The 17,889-nt window shown below is 68.3% G+C and carries 17 protein-coding genes; 5 read left to right on the top strand and 12 right to left on the bottom strand.

Annotated elements, in window-relative coordinates:
• Positions 1-238 precede the first annotated feature (238 nt).
• Positions 239-1,201 (top strand): LysR substrate-binding domain-containing protein, encoded by a 963-nt coding sequence (locus PHLH3_RS17565; RefSeq protein ID WP_213625147.1) that lies wholly within the window; start codon positions 239-241, stop codon positions 1,199-1,201.
• Here the strand turns inward: PHLH3_RS17565 and PHLH3_RS17560 are convergent.
• The 4 genes from PHLH3_RS17560 to PHLH3_RS17545 form a co-directional block, all read right to left on the bottom strand.
• Entirely contained in the window at positions 1,165-2,463 is a 1,299-nt protein-coding gene (locus PHLH3_RS17560; RefSeq protein ID WP_213625146.1) for an MFS transporter, read from the bottom strand. The genes PHLH3_RS17565 and PHLH3_RS17560 overlap by 37 nt on opposite strands.
• A 160-nt stretch (positions 2,464-2,623) precedes the next feature.
• Positions 2,624-3,787: an acyl-CoA dehydrogenase family protein gene (locus PHLH3_RS17555; RefSeq protein ID WP_213625145.1), complete on the bottom strand. Its 1,164-nt coding sequence runs from the start codon at positions 3,785-3,787 to the stop codon at positions 2,624-2,626.
• A gap of 14 nt (positions 3,788-3,801) precedes the next feature.
• Complete coding sequence (locus PHLH3_RS17550) at positions 3,802-5,349, bottom strand: AMP-binding protein (RefSeq protein WP_213625144.1); 1,548 nt, start codon at positions 5,347-5,349, stop codon at positions 3,802-3,804.
• 735 nt (positions 5,350-6,084) lie between these two features.
• The gene (locus PHLH3_RS17545) at positions 6,085-6,720 is read right to left on the bottom strand and encodes a TetR family transcriptional regulator (RefSeq protein ID WP_213625143.1); all 636 of its coding nucleotides are present in this window, start codon (positions 6,718-6,720) and stop codon (positions 6,085-6,087) included.
• A 95-nt stretch (positions 6,721-6,815) separates the two neighbouring features.
• Here PHLH3_RS17545 and PHLH3_RS17540 point away from each other — a divergent pair, with 95 nt between their 5' ends.
• Complete coding sequence (locus PHLH3_RS17540) at positions 6,816-7,484, top strand: O-methyltransferase (protein WP_213625142.1); 669 nt, start codon at positions 6,816-6,818, stop codon at positions 7,482-7,484.
• Here PHLH3_RS17540 and rimI read toward each other — a convergent pair.
• The 4 genes from rimI to PHLH3_RS17520 all read right to left on the bottom strand — a co-directional run bounded on the left by rimI (position 7,427) and on the right by PHLH3_RS17520 (position 11,402).
• A complete protein-coding gene (gene rimI / locus PHLH3_RS17535; RefSeq protein ID WP_213625141.1) occupies positions 7,427-8,584 on the bottom strand; it encodes a ribosomal protein S18-alanine N-acetyltransferase in 1,158 nt (385 codons plus the stop codon). The two genes, PHLH3_RS17540 and rimI, sit on opposite strands and share 58 nt — an antisense overlap.
• Before the next feature lie 55 nt (positions 8,585-8,639).
• On the bottom strand, positions 8,640-8,786 hold the full coding sequence (locus PHLH3_RS17530) for a hypothetical protein (protein WP_021220067.1): 147 nt from the start codon (positions 8,784-8,786) through the stop codon (positions 8,640-8,642).
• A 73-nt stretch (positions 8,787-8,859) separates the two neighbouring features.
• Positions 8,860-9,807, bottom strand: a complete 948-nt coding sequence (locus PHLH3_RS17525; RefSeq protein ID WP_213625140.1) for a magnesium transporter CorA family protein — start codon at positions 9,805-9,807, stop codon at positions 8,860-8,862.
• A 14-nt stretch (positions 9,808-9,821) separates the two neighbouring features.
• Positions 9,822-11,402, bottom strand: a complete 1,581-nt coding sequence (locus PHLH3_RS17520) for a RimK family protein (RefSeq protein WP_213625139.1) — start codon at positions 11,400-11,402, stop codon at positions 9,822-9,824.
• A 333-nt stretch (positions 11,403-11,735) separates the two neighbouring features.
• Between PHLH3_RS17520 and PHLH3_RS17515 the strand changes: the two genes are divergently transcribed.
• The gene (locus PHLH3_RS17515) at positions 11,736-12,407 is read left to right on the top strand and encodes a DUF3313 domain-containing protein (RefSeq protein ID WP_213625138.1); all 672 of its coding nucleotides are present in this window, start codon (positions 11,736-11,738) and stop codon (positions 12,405-12,407) included.
• A gap of 164 nt (positions 12,408-12,571) precedes the next feature.
• Here PHLH3_RS17515 and PHLH3_RS17510 read toward each other — a convergent pair whose 3' ends face one another.
• From PHLH3_RS17510 to rlmE, 3 genes are all read right to left on the bottom strand, one after another.
• Entirely contained in the window at positions 12,572-12,925 is a 354-nt protein-coding gene (locus PHLH3_RS17510; protein ID WP_213625137.1) for a VOC family protein, read from the bottom strand.
• A gap of 65 nt (positions 12,926-12,990) precedes the next feature.
• Entirely contained in the window at positions 12,991-13,890 is a 900-nt protein-coding gene (yddG, locus tag PHLH3_RS17505; protein WP_213625136.1) for an aromatic amino acid DMT transporter YddG, read from the bottom strand.
• A 147-nt stretch (positions 13,891-14,037) separates the two neighbouring features.
• Entirely contained in the window at positions 14,038-14,658 is a 621-nt protein-coding gene (gene rlmE / locus PHLH3_RS17500; RefSeq protein ID WP_173180294.1) for a 23S rRNA (uridine(2552)-2'-O)-methyltransferase RlmE, read from the bottom strand.
• 256 nt (positions 14,659-14,914) lie between these two features.
• On the opposite strand from rlmE, the gene PHLH3_RS17495 reads away from it, so the two are divergent.
• Complete coding sequence (locus PHLH3_RS17495) at positions 14,915-16,534, top strand: NAD(P)/FAD-dependent oxidoreductase (RefSeq protein WP_213625135.1); 1,620 nt, start codon at positions 14,915-14,917, stop codon at positions 16,532-16,534.
• Between the two features lie 11 nt (positions 16,535-16,545).
• A complete protein-coding gene (locus PHLH3_RS17490) occupies positions 16,546-17,271 on the top strand; it encodes an RNA methyltransferase (protein ID WP_213625134.1) in 726 nt (241 codons plus the stop codon).
• Between the two features lie 93 nt (positions 17,272-17,364).
• On the opposite strand, the gene PHLH3_RS17485 is transcribed toward PHLH3_RS17490, so the two are convergent.
• Positions 17,365-17,868, bottom strand: a complete 504-nt coding sequence (locus tag PHLH3_RS17485; RefSeq protein ID WP_213625133.1) for a GNAT family N-acetyltransferase — start codon at positions 17,866-17,868, stop codon at positions 17,365-17,367.
• Between the last annotated feature and the right edge of the window lie 21 nt (positions 17,869-17,889).

Genomic DNA, 17,889 nt, shown 5'->3' with positions numbered 1-17,889 from the left:
GTTCAGGCAATAAGGACCCCGGCCCGTCTATAACGAACCGATCATATTCGGCGGTGGGGCTGTTCGAACTTGAAGAGGGGTCGAAACAACGGTTCTTATTGTTATGCGCGGGTATTCAAGTGCGTTGGCTACTCCCTTCGTTTTAGTGTTTCGGCGATACTAGGTGCCCTCGAAAAGGCCCACAAATAGTGTCTTCGGATAGTTGCCATAACGCTTCGGCATACCCAGTGAGAACCGCATGACCCTCAAACAGCTGCGCTACCTGATCGCCATCGCCGAAGCCGGGAGCTTCTCCGCTGCCGCACGCCGGGCCTACATCGCCCAGCCGGCGCTGAGCCGCCAGATCGGCCTGCTGGAAAGCGAACTGGAACTGCAGTTGCTGGAGCGCCAGCACGACGGCGTGGCGCTCACCGACGCGGGGCGCCAGCTCTACGAGGTGGCGCGTTCGGTGGTGCAGAAGCTGGATTCGGTGAAGGACGAACTGACCTCCACGCGGGGCGATCCCAAGGGCCATGTGTCCATCTCCATCCCGGCGACGGCCTCGGCGCTGCTGCTGCCGGAGATCATCTCCCGGGCGGCGGAGAAATTCCCCAGCATCGCCCTGACGGTGTGCGACGGGCTGACCCGCGAGGGCGGCCAGGCCATCGAACTGGGCAAGGTGGATTTCGGCGTGCTGCCCAATGCCGAGGAACTGCAGCATGTGGCCGCCGAGCCGATCTTCGTCGAGGACCTCTACTGGGTCGGGCACGGCGAGGGGGAGGAGACGCCCATCAGCCTCGCCGAGGCGGGCGCCACGCGCCTGGTGATGGCGCCGCGTGCGCTGCACCTGCGGCGGCGCATCGAGCAGGCGGCGATGGAGGCGGGGGTGGTGCTGAACGTGGCCTACGAGCAACAGTCGACGCCGGGCATCGCCAGCCTGGTGCGCAGCGGGCTGGCGGCGACCATCAGCAACTGGCCGCCGCTGCTGGAGCTGTTCCAGCCGACCACCGCGCGGCTGATCGTCGAGCCGCGCATCACCCGCACCGTGTCCATCGCCCATTCGGTGCACCGGCCGCTGTCCTTCGCGGCCTCCTGCATGCGTGACCTGGTGCGATCGCTGCTGGTGGAGGCGGTGAACAGCGGGCGTTGGCGCGGCGCCCTGATCGAGCGCGGCGCCGAGGGCGATCAGGCCCGCGAGCAGGCGGCCGACGTCTCTTCCTGAGCCAGGCGCTCCCGCGAGCGCTGCGGGTTCATGGTCACCAGGCCGACCAGGCCCGCCACCACCAGCACCGCGCCACAGACCAGGAAGCCCTGGGCGTAGCCCTGCGGATGGGCGGCACCGGCGCCGCTCACCAGCAGGCCGGTGACCACCGGCGCCGAGAGGCCCGCCAGCGAGGCCACGGCGTTGCCGATGGCGAGGATGCCGCCGCGCTGGCTGGCCGGAGTAAACTCGGCGAGCATCGCCGGCCCCACCGAATACATCACCAGGGCCAGGCCGCCGCTGAGGGTCAGGTTGACGATGCGCACCGCGACCGGCAGCTCCAGCATCAGCGAGGCGGAGAACAGCCCGCCGGCGATCAGGCAGAGCGAGACGAAGGCGCCACGCGCCAGGCGCGAGGGCAGGCCGCGGCGCAGCAGGCGCTGGGAGACCCAGGCCATGAACAGGCTGAGCGGGGTGGTGACCACCACGAAGAGCACGAACATGTGCCCGGTGCGCAGCGGGTCCATGCCCAGGCCGACCTGCAGGTAGCTGGGCACCCAGGTCAGGGTCAGGGCCAGCGACCAGTTGGCGGCGAAATGGCAGAGGTAGTTGCCCAGCACGCTGGGGTCGCCGAGCAGGCGGCGGTAGGGCAGGCGGTGGGCGTCGGGCGTCGCCAGCTGGCCGCGGCGCAGGGAATCGATCGTGCCCTCGCGGCCCAGCAGCAGCCACAGCCCGCACCACACCAGGCCGATCACGGCGAGCACGGCGAAGTTGGTGCGCCAGCCGTAGTGCAGGCTGACCCAGGGGATCATCGCGCCGGCCACCAGGAGGCCCATGGCGCTGCCGGAGTGCAGCAGGGCCACCGGTAGGCTGCGGCGATCATCGGGGAACCATTTGTACAGCGCGTGGGTGGCCACGGGGGACGCGGGGCCCTCGCCGATGCCGAGCAGCACGCGGCAGGCGACGATCATCCACAGCGAGCTGGCCAGCAGCATGGGCAGCTGGATCAGGGCCCAGAACAGGCCCATGCCAAGGAGCAGGGTGCGGGTCGGGCGGCGGTTCGCGAGGAAGCCGCCGACCACGGCGGAAGCGGCGAACAGCCAGTGCAGGGCGCCGCCGATCAGGCCGAACTCGGTGGGCGACAGGCCCAGTTCCTCGGTCATGGGCACGGCGACCAGGCCGATGACGACCTTGTCGAGGAAGTTGACCAGCATCATGAAGGCCAGCAGGAAGGCGATCGTCCAGGCGGGGCCGGGGCGGAAGGCAGTGTCTTCTCGGGTCATGGGGACTCTCGTTGTTCTTGTTCTGGAAGCCCGTCCGGCTTCCCTGGCGGACGGGGCTGCGACGGCCCGGGGCCGTGCAGGGCGGAAAACGCGCAAGGGCGCAGCCCACGGGGGCGGCCGGATTCGTGGCCGGCGCGCCCCCGGGAGTGCGCGTCGGGGCTCAGCCCGGCATCAGGATGCCCTTGGCGATGGTGTTGCGCTGGATCTCGCTGGTGCCGGTGAGGATGCGCATCATACGGCTCGCTCGGAACAGCCACTCGACGGGATGCCCCTTGATCAGCCCCGCGCCGCCATGCACCTGCACGGCCTTGTCGATGATGCGGAAGGCGGTCTCCGACGCGTACAGCTTGCACATCGGCGCCTGCACCTTGATGTCGCCGCCGGCATCGTTGTTGGCCGCCGTGGCGTACATCATGGCCCGCGCGGCATAGAGCTCGGTGGCCATGTCGGCGAGCATGTGGTTGACCGCCTGGAACATGGCGATGGGCTGGCCGAACTGCTTGCGGGTGCGGGCGTGGTCCAGCGACAGCTGCAAGGCCAGGCCGGCCATGCCGAGCATGGTGGGGCAATGCAGCAGGCGGTTGAGGGTGATGCGCCCCATGGCCAGCTTGAAGCCTTCGCCTTCGCCGCCGATGCGGTTGGCCACCGGCACGCGCACGTCCTCCAGGACGATGTCGCCATGGGCGCCGCCGCCGGACATCACCGAATAGTCGCAGTCCACGCGCACACCGGGCGCGGCGAGGTCGACGAAGAACGCCGAGATGCCCTGCGGGCCGCGACCGGGGCCGGTGACGGCGAGTAGCACGGCGAGGTCGGCATAGGAGGCACCGGAGATGTAGCGCTTGGCGCCGCGCAGCACGTAGTGATCGCCCTCCAGGCGCGCCTCGGTGGTGATGGCGGTGGCGTCGGAGCCGGCCTCGGCCTCGGTGAGGGCGAAGCACACCGCCTTCTCGGCGCGGCAGACCGGGCGCAGGAAGGCCTCGACCTGGTGCTCGCTGGCCACGCGGAACAGGTGGCCGATGCGCGGCGGCCCGGAGAGCTCGCCCAGCACGTGCGGGGCCAGGGGCGAGCCGGTGAGCACCGCCGCTTCCTTCACCGCGCACAGCTCGGCGACGTTGAGCCCGGCACCGCCCAGGGCTTCGGGCAGCATCACGTTGTAGAAGCCCAGTTCGCAGGAGCGGCGCCAGATGTCGCGCAGCAGCGGCCGGGGCACCGGCTCGCCCCAGAGGATGCCTTCGCGCTCGGCGAGCGGGGCCAGCTCGTCACGGACGAAGGCCTGGATGCCGGCGATGATGCGCGCGGCCTTTTCGCTTGGTTCGATCATGTGCGTGTCTCCCGTCAGATCCGTCGTTCGCTGTTCTGCCAGTACGCTTCGCGGATCAGGCGGCGCACGACCTTGCCGTTGGGGTTCTTCGGCAGTTCCCGGACGAAGTCCACCGCGCGCGGCTTCTTGAAGCCGGCCAGGGAGCGTCCGCAGTGCTCGATGACCTGCTCGGCGCTGAGGCTCTCGCCGGGCTTGAGCACGATGACCGCGCGCACCGCCTCGCCCCATTGCTCGTCGGGCACGCCGACCACCGCCGCCTCGAACACCTGGGGCAGGGTGTAGAGCACCTGCTCCACTTCGGTGGGGTAGATGTTGAAGCCGCCGGAAATGATCATTTCCTTCTTGCGGTCGACGATGAAGACGTAGCCGCGCTCATCCACCCTGGCCAGATCGCCGGTGAGGTAGTAGCCGTCGCGCATCACCTCGGCGGTGAGCTCCGGCGCCTGCCAGTAGCCCTGCATGATGTCCGGGCCCTTGACCACGATTTCGCCGATCTCGCCGGGGCGCACGTCCTCGAAGTCCTCGTTGACCACGCGCAGGTCGGTCTCGAAGTAGCAGCGCCCGCAGGAGGCCAGGCGGCTGTGGTCGTCGCCCTCGATCAGGTGGTCGCGCTCGGTCAGCACCGTGACCAGCGAGCAGGTCTCGCCGGCGCCGTAGCCCTGGGCGAGGATCGGCCCGAACAGGGCGATGGCGCGCTTGACCAGGGCCGGAGCCATGGGCGCGGCGCCGTACATCACCAGGCGCAGGCTGGAGAGGTCGAAGCGCTCGACGCCGGGGACGTTGACCAGGCGGTTGATCATCGCCGGCACCAGGAACAGGCGTGTCACCCGCTCGCGCTGGATGGTCTCCAGCAGCAACTGGTCGTCGTAGCGCTCCAGCAGCAGGTTGCAGGCGCCCACCGCCAGCAGCGGCATGATCTGCATGCCGCTGGCATGGGTGATGGGGCCGACGTGGGCCATCACGTCGCCCGGCGCGGCGCGGCGGGTGGGGCTGGCGATGCTCTTGCGGATCAGCGCCTTGCGGTTGCCGAAGGAGAGCATCGCGGCCTTGAGCACGCCGGAGCTGCCGGAGGTGTAGTGCAGCACCGCCAGGGCGTCGTCGGCCGGGTCGCAGTGCACCGGGGTCTCGCTGCCGCGTTCCAGCACGCTGGCGTAGCCGGCGTCGCCGGCGGCGTCGTCCAGCGAGACGATCAGGCGCAGGCGCGGCAGCTCGCCACGGCGGGCATGCAGCGCGGCGGCGAAGCGCTCGTCGGCGATCACCGCCTGGCTGTGGGAGTCGTCGAGCACCTGGATGATCTCGTCCAGGGAGAGACGGGCGTTGATCGGCACCTTGACCATGCCGGCCTTGTAGAAGGCCACCTCGGCCTCCACCAGCTCCACGCGGTTGAGCGCGAGGATCGCCACGTGCGCACCCTCGGCCAGGCCGAGGGCCAGGAGGCCGGAGGCCAGGCGGTTGGTGCGGCGTTCGAGCTGGGCGAAGGTGACGCGTTGCCGGCTGTCGATCAGCGCTTCGTGGTCGGGCCAGTACAGCGCGCTGCGGCTGATGATCTTTCCTAAATTCACCTTATTGTTCTCATCGGCAGGAAAAGTGCGCCGATGCTATCCAAGCGAACTCTTGCGCCACCAATACAACAGTACGATGCAGGCCATATCGATATGGAATAGGCGCTCTGGAAGTTGTTGTCGGGGCAACGTTATTTGAGCAAGTAACGCATCGAGAGTGGCAACTTCGGATGCATGTCTGCGCGCGGCAGTTGGCGGCCGTAAGTTGCCTGTCCGGCTCTTGCAGAGTGGACTTCAGCCCACCGTCCGGTGCTCATTGGTTAATTCGGATGTGCAGGACCTACCCCGCCTGGTGGATGAAAAGAGCGCCATCCATCCTACGCACCGGTCATGTTCATCCGCCGCGATGGGGCCGACATCCCCGTAGGATGGGTAGAGCCCCGGGAAACCCATCGATGCGGCGCGTCAGGCATAAACGCGTGCCCCGGCCGACTCCGCTCATCCGCCGCCACCCTGTGGGAGCGAATTCATTCGCGATGAACGCCCGGGATACACGACATTGCCGGGTTGCACCCGACCTACGGTGCGCCGCGAAACCCAATGATGCGGGGCTTGGGACCTGACGATGTGCCCCGATCCGACCTCGATTGGTGGATGAAAAGAGCGCCATCCACCCTACAGGTGGTCATGCCCGCGCGGTGGCACGGCGCTTTCGTAGGGTGGGCTTCAGCCCACCGAGCGCGGCGAGGCCCAACGCGGCGATGTCCGGCCCTGCACTGCGGTGTTCCGCTCCCTCTATCCCCGCGCAGCGGCCGCTTCCAGGTAGGCGCCGAACATGTCGGCCATGGCGTCGGCGTAGCGTTCGATCTCCTCCTTCGTGCGCGGGCGTTCGGAGAATTGCTTGCCCACGGTGCCTAGGGTGGTGGTGATCAGCTCGCTGGCCAGGGTGCGGGCGGCTTCGGAGGCGTGGGGCAGGACCTCTTCCATGAAGGTTTCGAAGATGCGCCCGGCCGCGGCCTTGGCTTCCCGTGCCTCGGGGGCGTCGCGGTAGAGGGGGGCGGCGTCGTCGAGGGCGATGCGCATGTCGGCCTCCTCGCATTCGGAGTGGAGGAAGGCGTGGACCAGGGTGCGCAGGCGTTGCAGCGGCGGGGTGGCGAGGTCTTCGAGGATGCGGCGCAGCAGCTCGCTGGTCTGGCGCCACTCGTCGCTCTGCAGGCGGAACAGGATGGCCGCCTTGTTGGGGAAGTACTGGTACAGCGAGCCGACGCTGACGCCGGCTCGCTCGGCCACCCGGGCGGTGGTGAAGCGCTGGGCGCCTTCCTTGGCCAGAACCTGAACAGCGGCCTGCAGGATGGTGGCGACCAGCTCGTTGGAGCGGGCCTGCTGGGGTTGCTTGCGCGAGGAAATACGCGGGTTCTGGCGTTCGGTCATGGCGGGGCCTGGCAATGCGAATAGTGAAATGTGATGGATTGATCGCATTCTATTCCGGCGCCAACGATGCGCTCAACGACGCCTGGAGACCTTGCATGAACACCCTGACCCAACCCGCTCTCACCGCCTTGCTGGACCGCCTGTTCGCCGAGGCCGACACGGCCTGGCAGGCATTGGGGCCGAGCCTTTCCGACCTCGCCGAGGGCGAAGTGGCGCGGCTGATGCAGAGCAAGACCGAATACCGCGAGTTCTACGGCCGCCTCAAGGACGTGGCGCTGCCCGTCTCCCGCGAGACCGGCCGCCTGCTGTACATGCTGGCGCGCAGCAGCGGTGCGCGGACCATCGTCGAGTTCGGCACCTCCTTCGGCATCTCCACGCTGCACCTGGCCGCCGCGCTGCGCGACAACGGCGGCGGCCGGCTGATCACCAGCGAGTTCGAGCCCACCAAGGTGGCGCGGGCCCGAGGCAACCTCGCCGCCGGCGGGCTGGAGGACCTGGTGGAGTTCCGCGTGGGCGATGCGCTGCGCACCCTGGCCCAGGACCTGCCCGAATCCATCGACCTGCTGTTGCTCGACGGTGCCAAGGCGCTCTACCCGGAGATCCTCGCCCTCGTGGAAAGCCGCCTGCGCCCAGGCGCGCTGGTGATCGCCGACAACGCCGACCACAGCCCCGAGTACCTGGCGCGGGTGCGCGAGGCGGGCAGCGGCTACCTCTCCGTGCCCTTCGCCGAGGACGTGGAACTGTCGCTGCGCCTGGCGGCGTGAGGGTCGCCGGGCGGGTAGAGGACGACGGACGCACGCAGCTTGTTGCCGCCGAACAGGCGCATGCGCTGGAAGCGCGCATGGCTGACCGGCATGTGCTGGCAGTCCAGCGCCTGGCGGTGGCGGCTGTGGTCGATGTCCGGGTCGTGGAGGTAGACGAAGTCCTCGTCGCAGCCGGTGACCAGCACCCAGTGCGGAGCCTTGGTGCGGGTCAGCTGGTAGCTGCTGATCAGCACCAGCGGCAGGCCGCCTTCGGCGAGCTGCGCGGGCAGGCCCTGGCGGCTGGCGGGCACCTGCTCCACGTCGCTTTCGCGCAGCTCGTCGCAGAAGGCCTCGTGCACCAGGCGCATGACCTCGCGCTTGCCTTCGCTGCGCACGCCGCTGAGGAACAAGGGGCCTTCGACACTGACCTGCAGGCGCACGCGAAAGCCGCGGCGCCAGGCGGCCAGGGCCAGCCCCTGGGGGCTGCAGCCGCCATGGCCGGAGGTCATGAATACCGTGGTCGCCTCGCGCCACAGCTGCACTTCCTCGCGCCGCGTGAGCGGGCGGCCCGGTTGCAGGCCGGCCATGGCCATCAACAAGCAGGCGGGGCCGCAGGTGAACTCGGTGCTCTGCTGGTAGTAGGGCACCGCCCGCGCGGCGTCGAGCGGGCGCTGGACGATGCGTTTCTCGTAGCGCAGCGCCTGGGCGTGGTCCTCGTAGTAGTCGTCGATGCAGGCGAAGCGGCGATAGCCGAACCGCTCGTAGAGGCCGATGGCGGGGTGGTTGTCCGGGCGCACCTCCAGGCGCAGGTAGGCGCAGTCGTGGTCGCGGGCGCGGCGCTCCGCCTCCGCCAGCAGTGCCTTGCCGAGCCCGTGGCCACGGGCGCCGGGGGCGATGGCGATGGAGTAGAGGCGCGCCAGCGAGGTGCCGCGGTGGAACAGCAGCAGCGCGTAGCCCATGACCTGGCCTGCGGCCTCGGCCACCGCCAGGCTGGCGTGGGCGCGGCTGATCATCCACTGGAAGCTGCGCGGCGACAGGCGATCGAGTTCGAAGCACTGGTTCTCCAGGTGGAGCAAGGCGTCGAGGTCGTCGGGGCGGGCATCGCGAAAGCTGAAGTTCATGGCGCTTCCTGGCTCAGGCAAGGGGCCGGGCACGGTTGCGCCCGGCGCGAGGGGCTCAGCGGCGGGGTGTCCGTCGCGACGCCTTGTCGCGTGCCTGTCGCGCCAGGTCGCCGGGCTTCATGCGGCTGTCCACGTAGTTGATGGCGATGCTCAGGGCGACGATGGCGACCAGGACGCTGAGGGCGATGTGCAGGGGTTCCATGGGGCTTCCTTTGGATGAGTGAGGCCAGCGGGCGGGATGCCCGGCGGCTGTTGCGAGTGGGGTGGTCGTTGCGTCAGCTGGCCGGAGGCGATGCGCGGGCGGCCACCAGCCGGCGCAGGGCCAGCAGCATGAGGCCCGCCAGCACGGCGAGGGCGAGGACGAACAGCGGGTAGGCGACCCACCAGGGGACGGCGGCGGTCATCATGCTGAACTCGGACATGCCGCCGATGCCGGCGATCAGGTTCAGCGGCAGGAACACCACGTTGATCAGGGTGAGCTTGCGCAGCATCTCGTTCATGGTGTTGTTCATCAGGTTGCCGCGCGCCTCCATCAGGCCGGCGAGCACCGAGGAGTAGATCTCCGCCTGCTTGATGCACTGCTCGTTCTCGATGATCAGGTCGTCGAGCAGCTCCAGGCTCGCCGGGGCGAACCCCAGGCGCTCGCCCTGGCCGCGCAGGCGGGCCAGCACCGCGCCGTTGCCGTGGATGGCGTTGAGGTAATACACCAGGCTCTCGCTGAGGCCGAACATCTGCAGCAGGTGGCGGTTGTGCAGGCTCTGGTTGAAGCGCTGCTGCAGCTCGCGGGCGACCAGCTTGATGACCTTGAGGTGGCCCTCGTAGTGGTGGATGTTGCCCAGCAGGATGGCCAGCAGCACATCCAGCGGCTGCTGCAGGTCGTGGCGCCCGGCGAGGCCTTCGAGCAGCGAATCGGCGTGGGAGATCAGCACCAGCTGGCGCTCGTCCAGCAGCATGCCGAAGGAGGACACCTCGAAGGCGAAGCGCTCGTCGCCCGAGTAGTTCTCCGGGCGCTTCCAGATGAGGAACAGCGAGCCCGTGCGGAACTCGACGCGGGCGACTTCGTCCGGGTCCAGGGCACTGGCCAGGGCGTGGGCATCGAGGCCGTAGCGCTGGCGCAGCCATTCCAGTTCCTCGGCCTCCGGGGCGATGCACAGTTGCAGCGGCGCCGCCTCGTCCATGCAGGGGCGCAGGGTGCCGTCGATCAGCCTGTAGCTCTGGCGCATGGGCCGGTGCTCCTTCAGTTGGCGCCGCCGCGGCGCTTTTGTTCGAGGCGGCGGACGAAGTCCTCCAGCACCAGGCTGTAGAGGGTGTCCTGCAGGTGGGCGTCCTCGATGCCGGCGTCGAGGTTGGGGTTGTCGTTCACCTCGATGACCTTGACGTTGCCGTCCACCTCCTTGAGGTCGACGCCATAGAGCCCGTCGCCGATCAGGTTGGCGGTCTTGAGCGCCAGCTCCACGACCGCCTTCGGTGCCCGCTCCACCGGCAGGGTGCGGCACTCGCCGATGACCTCGGCGCCCTGGGCCTTGTGGTTGACGATCTGCCAGTGCCCCTTGGACATGAAGTACTGGCAGGCGAAGATCGGCCGGCGGTTGAGGATGCCGATGCGCCAGTCGTATTCGGTGAAGAGGAATTCCTGGGCGAGCAGCAGCACCGAGTGCTCGAACAGCCCGGCGCTGGCCTCGCGCAGCTGCTGCAGGTTCTCCACCTTGATCACCCCGCGCGAGAAGCAGCCGTCGGGGATCTTCAGCACCAGCGGGAAGCCCAGGCGCTCGCCGACCTTCTCCAGCTCCTGGGGGTTGTCGCGGTAGAGGATCTCCGTGGCCGGCATGCTCAGGCCGTGGCTGCGCAAGAGGTCGGTGAGGAAGACCTTGTTGGTGCAGCGCAGGATCGAGGCCGGGTCGTCCATCACGATCAGCCCCTCGCTCTCGGCCTTCTTGGCGAAGCGGTAGGTGTGGTCGTCGACGCTGGTGGTCTCGCGGATCAGCAGTGCGTCGTACTCGGCCAGGCGCGAATAGTCCTTCTTCTCGATCAGGTCGACCTCGATGCCCAGGCGCTTGCCGACCCGCACGAAGTTCTCCAGGGCCTGGGCGTTGGACGGCGGCAGCGGCTCGTCCGGGTTGTGCAGGATGGCCAGGTCGTAGCGCGCCACCTGGCGTGAGCGCGGCAGGCGCCAGACCTTGCGGTTGAAGCCGTCGAGGGCGCTGGCGAAGAGGTCTTCCTGGTCCTCGCGCAGCTTGTGCAGGGAGCCCGTGCGCAGGCCGGCGATGCGCCAGGTCTCGCCCTTGCGGAAGTCCACCAGCAGGATGGGGCAGGGGAAGGCCTCGAACAGCTGGCGGGCGATCTCCTGCAGCGGTTCGAAGTCGGTGCGGCCGAAGTACAGGCTGAGGGTGAAGCCTTCGGTGTTGGCGCAGGGGTGCTGGGCGAGGGCGACCTCCAGGGATTTCTCCAGGTCGTCCAGGGCCAGGCCGTAGAGCGACTTGCGCGCCAGCTCGCTGATGGTACGCACCGAGGGAATGACCTTGTGCCCGCGCGCCTCGGCCAGCAGCGAGCAGTAGTAGCCATGGCCGAGGTACTTGTAGTGGCGGCACAGGTTGATGACCTGGACCTTCTTGTCGAGCTCGCCGCCCCGCGACTGCTCGAGGTACTCCCGCGCGGTGAGCATCTCCTCGCTGGGGATGTAGGAGGACCAGTCCTCCTTGCGCTCGACGATGATCAGCACCTGGCCGCCGTTGCGACGCGGCAGGAGGCCCTGCGCGAGGCCGACGGCCTGGATGGAGTCGGGGGGGATGCTGCTGAGACTGGCTTGAACCGAAGACATCTTCACGGGCCCGCTTGAGAGGTGGTGCGCCTCAATTAAGCAGCAAGCCGCGGCCCTGTCTCGCGTCGTTACGCAGGCTTTACGGGGCGCTGGCGAACCTTACGCAATCGTTGCGCGGCGCTCCTCCGCCTTGGCAGTTGGCGGGAGTCTGCTAGCGTCAATCCAGCATCCGCCGTTTCGTTCGGGCTCGCGCTCGAGCGGGGCGGCGCGAGACGCCGGGGCCGACTCCTCACATCCGTGCGAGACCTTCGGTGGCGTACCCGTGCGGCGATGACGTGAGGGCGTCGCCGACGCTTCCTGCCTTCCCACACTTGCTCGGACAAGGAGTCTTCGATGAAACATGCATTGGCGTTGGGCGTGGCGCTGGCGCTTTCCACCGCGCTGGTCGGCTGCTCGAGTACGGTTACCCAGCCGGATGAGTATTCCGGGTTCCTCTCCAGTTACGGCAGCCTGCAGAAGGCGACCACGCCCTCCGGCGCGGAGGTGATGCGCTGGATCGATCCCAAGGTGGACATCGGCCGCTACACCGCCGTCTACGTCGAGCCCACCCAGTTCTACCCGCGACCCCAGGCCACCGAGAAAATCCCGCAGAGCACCCTGGACGGCATCACCCGCTACTACGACATGGCGCTCAAGCGCGAAATCGGCAACAGCCTGTCGCTGGCCGCCAAGCCCGGGCCCGGCGTCATCGTCGTGCGTGCGGCGATCACCGGGGTGAGCAGCAAGACCGAGGGGCTCAAGCCCTACGAGATCGTTCCCGTGGCGCTGGTGGCGGCGGCGGTGAGCACCGCCAGCGGCATCCGCGACCAGGAGACCGAGCTGGCCACCGAGGCGCAGTTCCTCGACGGCGGCAGCAACAAGGTGATCGCCCAGGTGGTGCGCAAGGGCACCGGCACGCCGCTGGAGAACAGCGCCCAGGTGCTCAAGCCGGCGGATGTCACGGGTGTGATCGATGGCTGGGCGAAGGACATGCACCAGAGCTACCTGAAGCTCAAGGCGAAGTGAGCCTCCATTGGGCCTGGCGCTCGGCCCGCCAGGCCGGGGAGCTCCCGTTCCCTGGGCTGGGCCAGCAGCGCGGTGTCGTCATGCAGCGGCTCGGGCTCGCCGACGGGGCGCAAGCCATTCTCCGGTTTCGATCGGCCGCACGGTGATCGGCCCGGGCGCCCTGCTCAAGCGGCGGACCACACCGCCAGCTCGTAGCCGTCCGGGTCGATGAAGTGGAAGCGGCGCCCGCCGGGGAAGGCGAACACCTCGCGGCTGATGCGGGCGCCGGCTGCCTCCAGCCTGGCCTGGGCCTGTGCCAGGTCGTCGGCGTAGAGGATCACCAGCGGGCCGCCCGGGCGCACCGCCTCGCCCGTGGTGAAGCCGCCGGTGAGGCGACCGTCGCTGAACTCGGTGTAGGTGGGGCCGTAGTCGGTGAAGCTCCAGCCGAAGGCCTCGCCGTAGAAGGCCTTGCTGCGAGCGATGTCGCTGACGTTGAACTCGATGTTGTCGATCTTGCGGTCTTTTCCCTGGGTGCTCATCGTGGCCTCCTGGCGCGTTGTGGAGCGCCATCTTAGGGCCGAACCATCTGCCACTGGAAGCGCGATCAGCCCGCGCTGCTGCGCGCCCGCGTCGCCTGCCAGCAGACCAGCGAGCCGGCGGTGACCAGCACCGCGCCCTGCCAGAACTGCAGCGTCAGGCTGGCACCGAGCCAGGCCGCGGCGAAGGCGGAAGAGAGCACCGGGGCGAAGTAGGAGACGGTGGCCAGGAGGGTGAGGTTGCCGCGCAGGATGCCGATGTTCCACAGGGCGTAGCCGCCGGCCATGGCGATGCCGGCGGCGAGCAGTTCGAGGGTGCCGCGCAGGGTGAAGGCGGGCAGCGGCTCGCTGACGAAGGCGAATTTCACCCAGAGCACCACCGCCGTGAGGATGAAGAAGAACGCCACGTGGTTCTCGCCCCGGGCATAGCGCCGGGTGACGTTGCAGTAGAGCGCGAAGGTGATGGCGCAGGTCGCCGCGAGGCTGTAGCTCAGCGGGTTGGATTGCACGTTGGCGATGATGCTGGGCAACGACAGGCCGTCGGTGCTGACCACCCAGAGGATGCCGAACAGCGCGATGGCCGTGCCGGGCAGGACCAGCCAGCGGGCCGGCTGGCGGTTCATCAGGATGGCCAGCAGCACGGTGAGGCTCGGCCACAGGTAGTTGACCACGCCGAGCTGGATGGCCTGGGTGCCATCTGTGGCGAAACCGAGGGCGAGCGACAGGCAGACTTCGTAGGCGACGAACAGCGCCGAGCCGGTGACCAGGTAGAAACGCGAACCCGCGCGCAGGCGCGGGCGGCCGAGGAGGGCGACCAGGAGGAGGGCGCCCAGGGTGTAGATCAGCGCGGCGCCGCCGATGGGGCCGAAGAAGCCGCTGACACTGCGGATCAGGCCGGAGGCGGTGCTCCACAGGAGGATCGCCGCCAGCCCGCAGGCCGTCGCGCTGCGTCCGTTGGTGATGCGCATGGTCCACTCATCTTGAAAGGGGCGGCGATTCTACAGGCTGGGACCTGGCGAGGGCGCGCGGTGTGGGGCGCTGCGATCCGCGTCCTGCCGCCGCTCAGTGACGCCCGGCCGGGCGCTGGCCGAACGTCGAGGGGGGCAGAGGCGGGCTCAGCCCTTGAAGCCCTTGCCCACCAGGTAGACCTCCCGCGAGCGCGGGCGCGAGGCTTCCGGTTTGCGGATGAAGACCTTTTCGAACGAGGTGCGCACGTCCTTGAGGAACTCGTCGGAGCCCTCGCCCTGGAAGACCTTGACCACATAGTTGCCGTTGGGCTTGAGCACCTGGCGGACCATGTCGAGGGTGAGTTCGACCAGGTACATCGAGGACGCCTGGTCGGCGGCGGCGACGCCACTGATGTTGGGGGCGATGTCGGAGACGATCAGGTCGGGCTTGCGGCCGTCGAGCTTGTCGAGGAGCTGCTGGAACACGCCGTCATCGGTGAAGTCGCCCTGGATGAAGTCGACGTTGTCCAGGCCGTCCATCGGCAGGATGTCGGTGGCCAGGACGCGCCCGGTATCGCCCACCAGCTTGCCGGCCACCTGCGACCAGCCGCCCGGGGCGGAGCCCAGGTCCATGACCAGCATGCCGGGGCGGATCAGCTTGTCCTTCTCGTTCAGCTCGATCAGCTTGTAGCTGGAGCGCGAGCGCAAGCCATCCTTCTGGGCCCGTTTCACGTAGGGGTCGTTGACGTGTTCATCCAGCCAGCGGCGGCTGCTTTTGGATCGTTTCATGTTAGAGCCAACCACGGAAAATCAAGGTGAGGAGCGAACCCATGGGCGGTGCAGGGGGAGGCCATGGGTGCGAAGCGGCGGCGATTATAAGCCGAGAATGACGCACAGGTTAAATTCGCCGGACGGGGAGGGTGCCGTGCCCGGCTGCGCGACCGTCAGGCCACCACTGACAGGGGCGGGGGCGGCGGGTACAATTCGCGCCTTACCCCTTCCCCTGTTGCTTCCTTTGCCGGGTTGACCGGCCAGGATTACCGCCATGATTCGCATCAACGAACTGTCCCTGCCCCTCGACCACTCCCCCGATGAACTGCGCAAGGCCATCGTCAAGCGCCTGGGTATCGGCGACGCCGACCTGCTGGGCTTCACCGTCTTCAAGCGCAGCTACGATGCCCGCAAGAAGAACAGCGTCATCCTGTTCATCTACATCATCGACCTGGAGGCACGCGACGAGGCGGCGATCCTGGCGCGCTTCGCCGACGACCACAACATCCGCCCGGCCCCGGACACCCGCTACTACCCGGTCGCCCAGGCACCGGCCGGGCTGGCCGAGCGTCCGCTGGTGGTGGGGTTCGGCCCCTGCGGGCTGTTCGCGGCGCTGCTGCTCGCGCAGATGGGCTTCAGGCCCATCGTGCTGGAGCGCGGCAAGGACGTGCGCAGCCGCACCAAGGACACCTGGGCACTGTGGCGCAAGAAGGTCCTCACCCCCGAGTCCAACGTGCAGTTCGGCGAGGGTGGGGCCGGCCTGTTCTCCGACGGCAAGCTCTACAGCCAGATCAAGGACCCGAAGTTCTACGCCCGCAAGGTGATGCACGAGTTCGTCCGCGCCGGCGCGCCGGAAGAGATCATGTACGTGAGCAAGCCGCACATCGGCACCTTCCGCCTCACCGGCGTGGTCGCCACCATGCGCGAGGAGATCATCGCCCTGGGCGGCGAGGTGCGCTTCGAAAGCAAGGTGACCGACCTGCTGATCGACGACGGCCAGCTCGAAGGCGTGGTACTGGCCAATGGCGAGACCCTGCACAGCCGCCATGTGGTCCTGGCGCTGGGCCACAGCTCCCGCGACACCTTCCGCATGCTGCACCGCCAGGGCGTGTTCCTGGAGGCCAAGCCCTTCGCCATCGGCTTCCGCATCGAGCACCCCCAGGGCCTGATCGACGAGGCGCGCCTGGGCAAGTACGCCGGCCACCCGGAGCTGGGCGCTGCCGACTACAAGGTGGTGCACCACGCCAGGAACGGCCGCGCCGTCTACAGCTTCTGCATGTGCCCGGGCGGCACCGTGGTGGCGGCCACCTCCGAGGTGGGGCGCGTGGTCACCAACGGCATGAGCCAGTACTCGCGCAACGAGCGCAACGCCAACTCGGGCATCGTCGTCGGCATCAACCCGGAGCAGGATTTCCCCGGCGGCCCGCTGGCCGGCGTGGAGTTCCAGGAGCGCCTGGAATCCCGTGCCTACGAGCTGGGCGGCAGCGACTACTGCGCCCCCGGCCAGTTGGTGGGCGACTTCATCCGTGGCGTGCCCTCCACCGAGTTCGGCGAGGTGGAGCCTTCCTACAAGCCCGGCGTGCGCCTGGGCGATCTCGCGCCTTCGCTGCCGGACTACGCCATCGAGGCCATCCGCGAGGCGCTGCCGGCGTTCGGCAAGCAGATCCGTGGCTTCGACCGTGCCGACGCGGTGCTCACCGGCATCGAGACCCGCACCTCGTCCCCGGTGCGCATCACCCGTGACAACGAGACCCTGCAGAGCCTCAACCTCAAGGGCCTGTACCCGGCCGGTGAAGGCGCCGGCTATGCGGGCGGCATCCTCTCGGCGGGGGTGGACGGCATCAAGGTGGCCGAGGCGCTGGCCAGGTCGCTGCTGTCCGCACACAGCCACTGAGCGCCGTATCGATGAAACTCGACGACATCAAGAAGCTCCACCAGAAGAAGTACCGGGCCGAGTTCGGTCACTTCCTGGTGGAGGGCGAGCACCTGCTGCTGGAATTGCAGAAGGCCGCCGAGCACAACCCGCAGCTGCTGCGCAGCCAGCTGTACGTGACCGCCGCCTACGAGCACTGGCAGAGCCCGTTCGAGACCCACCTGATCAGCGACCGGCAGATGGCGCAGGTGGCCGATACCAAGACGCCCCAGGGCATCATCGCGCTGGTGCCGATGCCGGCTGCGTCCGCGCCGGCGCCGGTCGCCGGCGAGCGCGCCATCTACCTGCACGAGATCCAGGACCCGGGCAACCTCGGCACCATCCTGCGCACCCTGGCGTGGTTCGGTGGCTTCCGCTGCCTGCTCAGCCCCGGCAGTGTCGACCCGTACAACCCCAAGGTCGTACGCGCCAGCATGGGCGCCATCTTCCATGCGCCCATGGAGCTGGATGTGGAGCTGGAGTCCCTCGGAAGCCGCTTCGAGCGCATCGCCTGCCTGGACATGCACGGCGAGCCGGTGCAGTCCGCCGCCTTCAAGGCCTTCGACTGCTACCTGTTCGGTAACGAGGCGCGCGGTGTGCCGCGTGAGCAACTCACCGCACTCGACGCCCGGCCCTTCACCATCCCCGGCAGCGGTGCCATCGAATCGCTGAACCTGGCCTCGACGGTCAACATGTGCGCCTACGAGCTGACCCGCTGATGACGCGCCCGGCCATTCCGAGGCCGGGCGATCACTCGGCCTGATCTCCTTGAGCGTCAGCGCCGCGACGCAGCGGGCAGGCCTCGCGAACGGTCACGGCGCCACGCGAAGGTCCATCACCATCTCGTGCCAGGCCATACCGCCGTGGTCGGACGAGGAAGGCTGCACATAGCGGTAGCCCATGCGCCGGTACAACTCGACATGGCGCTCCTTGCACATCAGGTGGATGGTCGCCTTGCCCTTCTCGCGCATGCGTTGCACGAAGGTGCGCATCAGCAGCGACGACAGGCCCTTGCCTTGATACGCCGGGTCGATCACCACCGACATGATCACCACGTTCGGCGCCTCGGCGTCGTGGCCCACCAGCTCCTTGAACGCCTCGTCGGACATCACCACCTCGTGGGCACAGCCACTGTTGATGAAGCCGACCACTGCGCCGTCCAGCTCCAGGATCAGGAAGCCCTCGGGGTACTGCCCGATGCGCGTCGCGATCTTCTCCCGCGTGGCGGCCTCGTCGCCTTCATAGGCGGAGATCTCGATCTGGTAGCAGCGGTCGGTGTCGGAGAGGGTGGCGTTGCGGAAGGTGGGCGTGCTCATGGGGGCCTCGATGGCAGTTCG

The organism is Pseudomonas sp. Pc102, assembly GCF_018408275.1.
GTDB lineage: Bacteria > Pseudomonadota > Gammaproteobacteria > Pseudomonadales > Pseudomonadaceae > Metapseudomonas > Metapseudomonas tohonis.
This window is presented reverse-complemented; position numbering and strand designations above follow the sequence as displayed.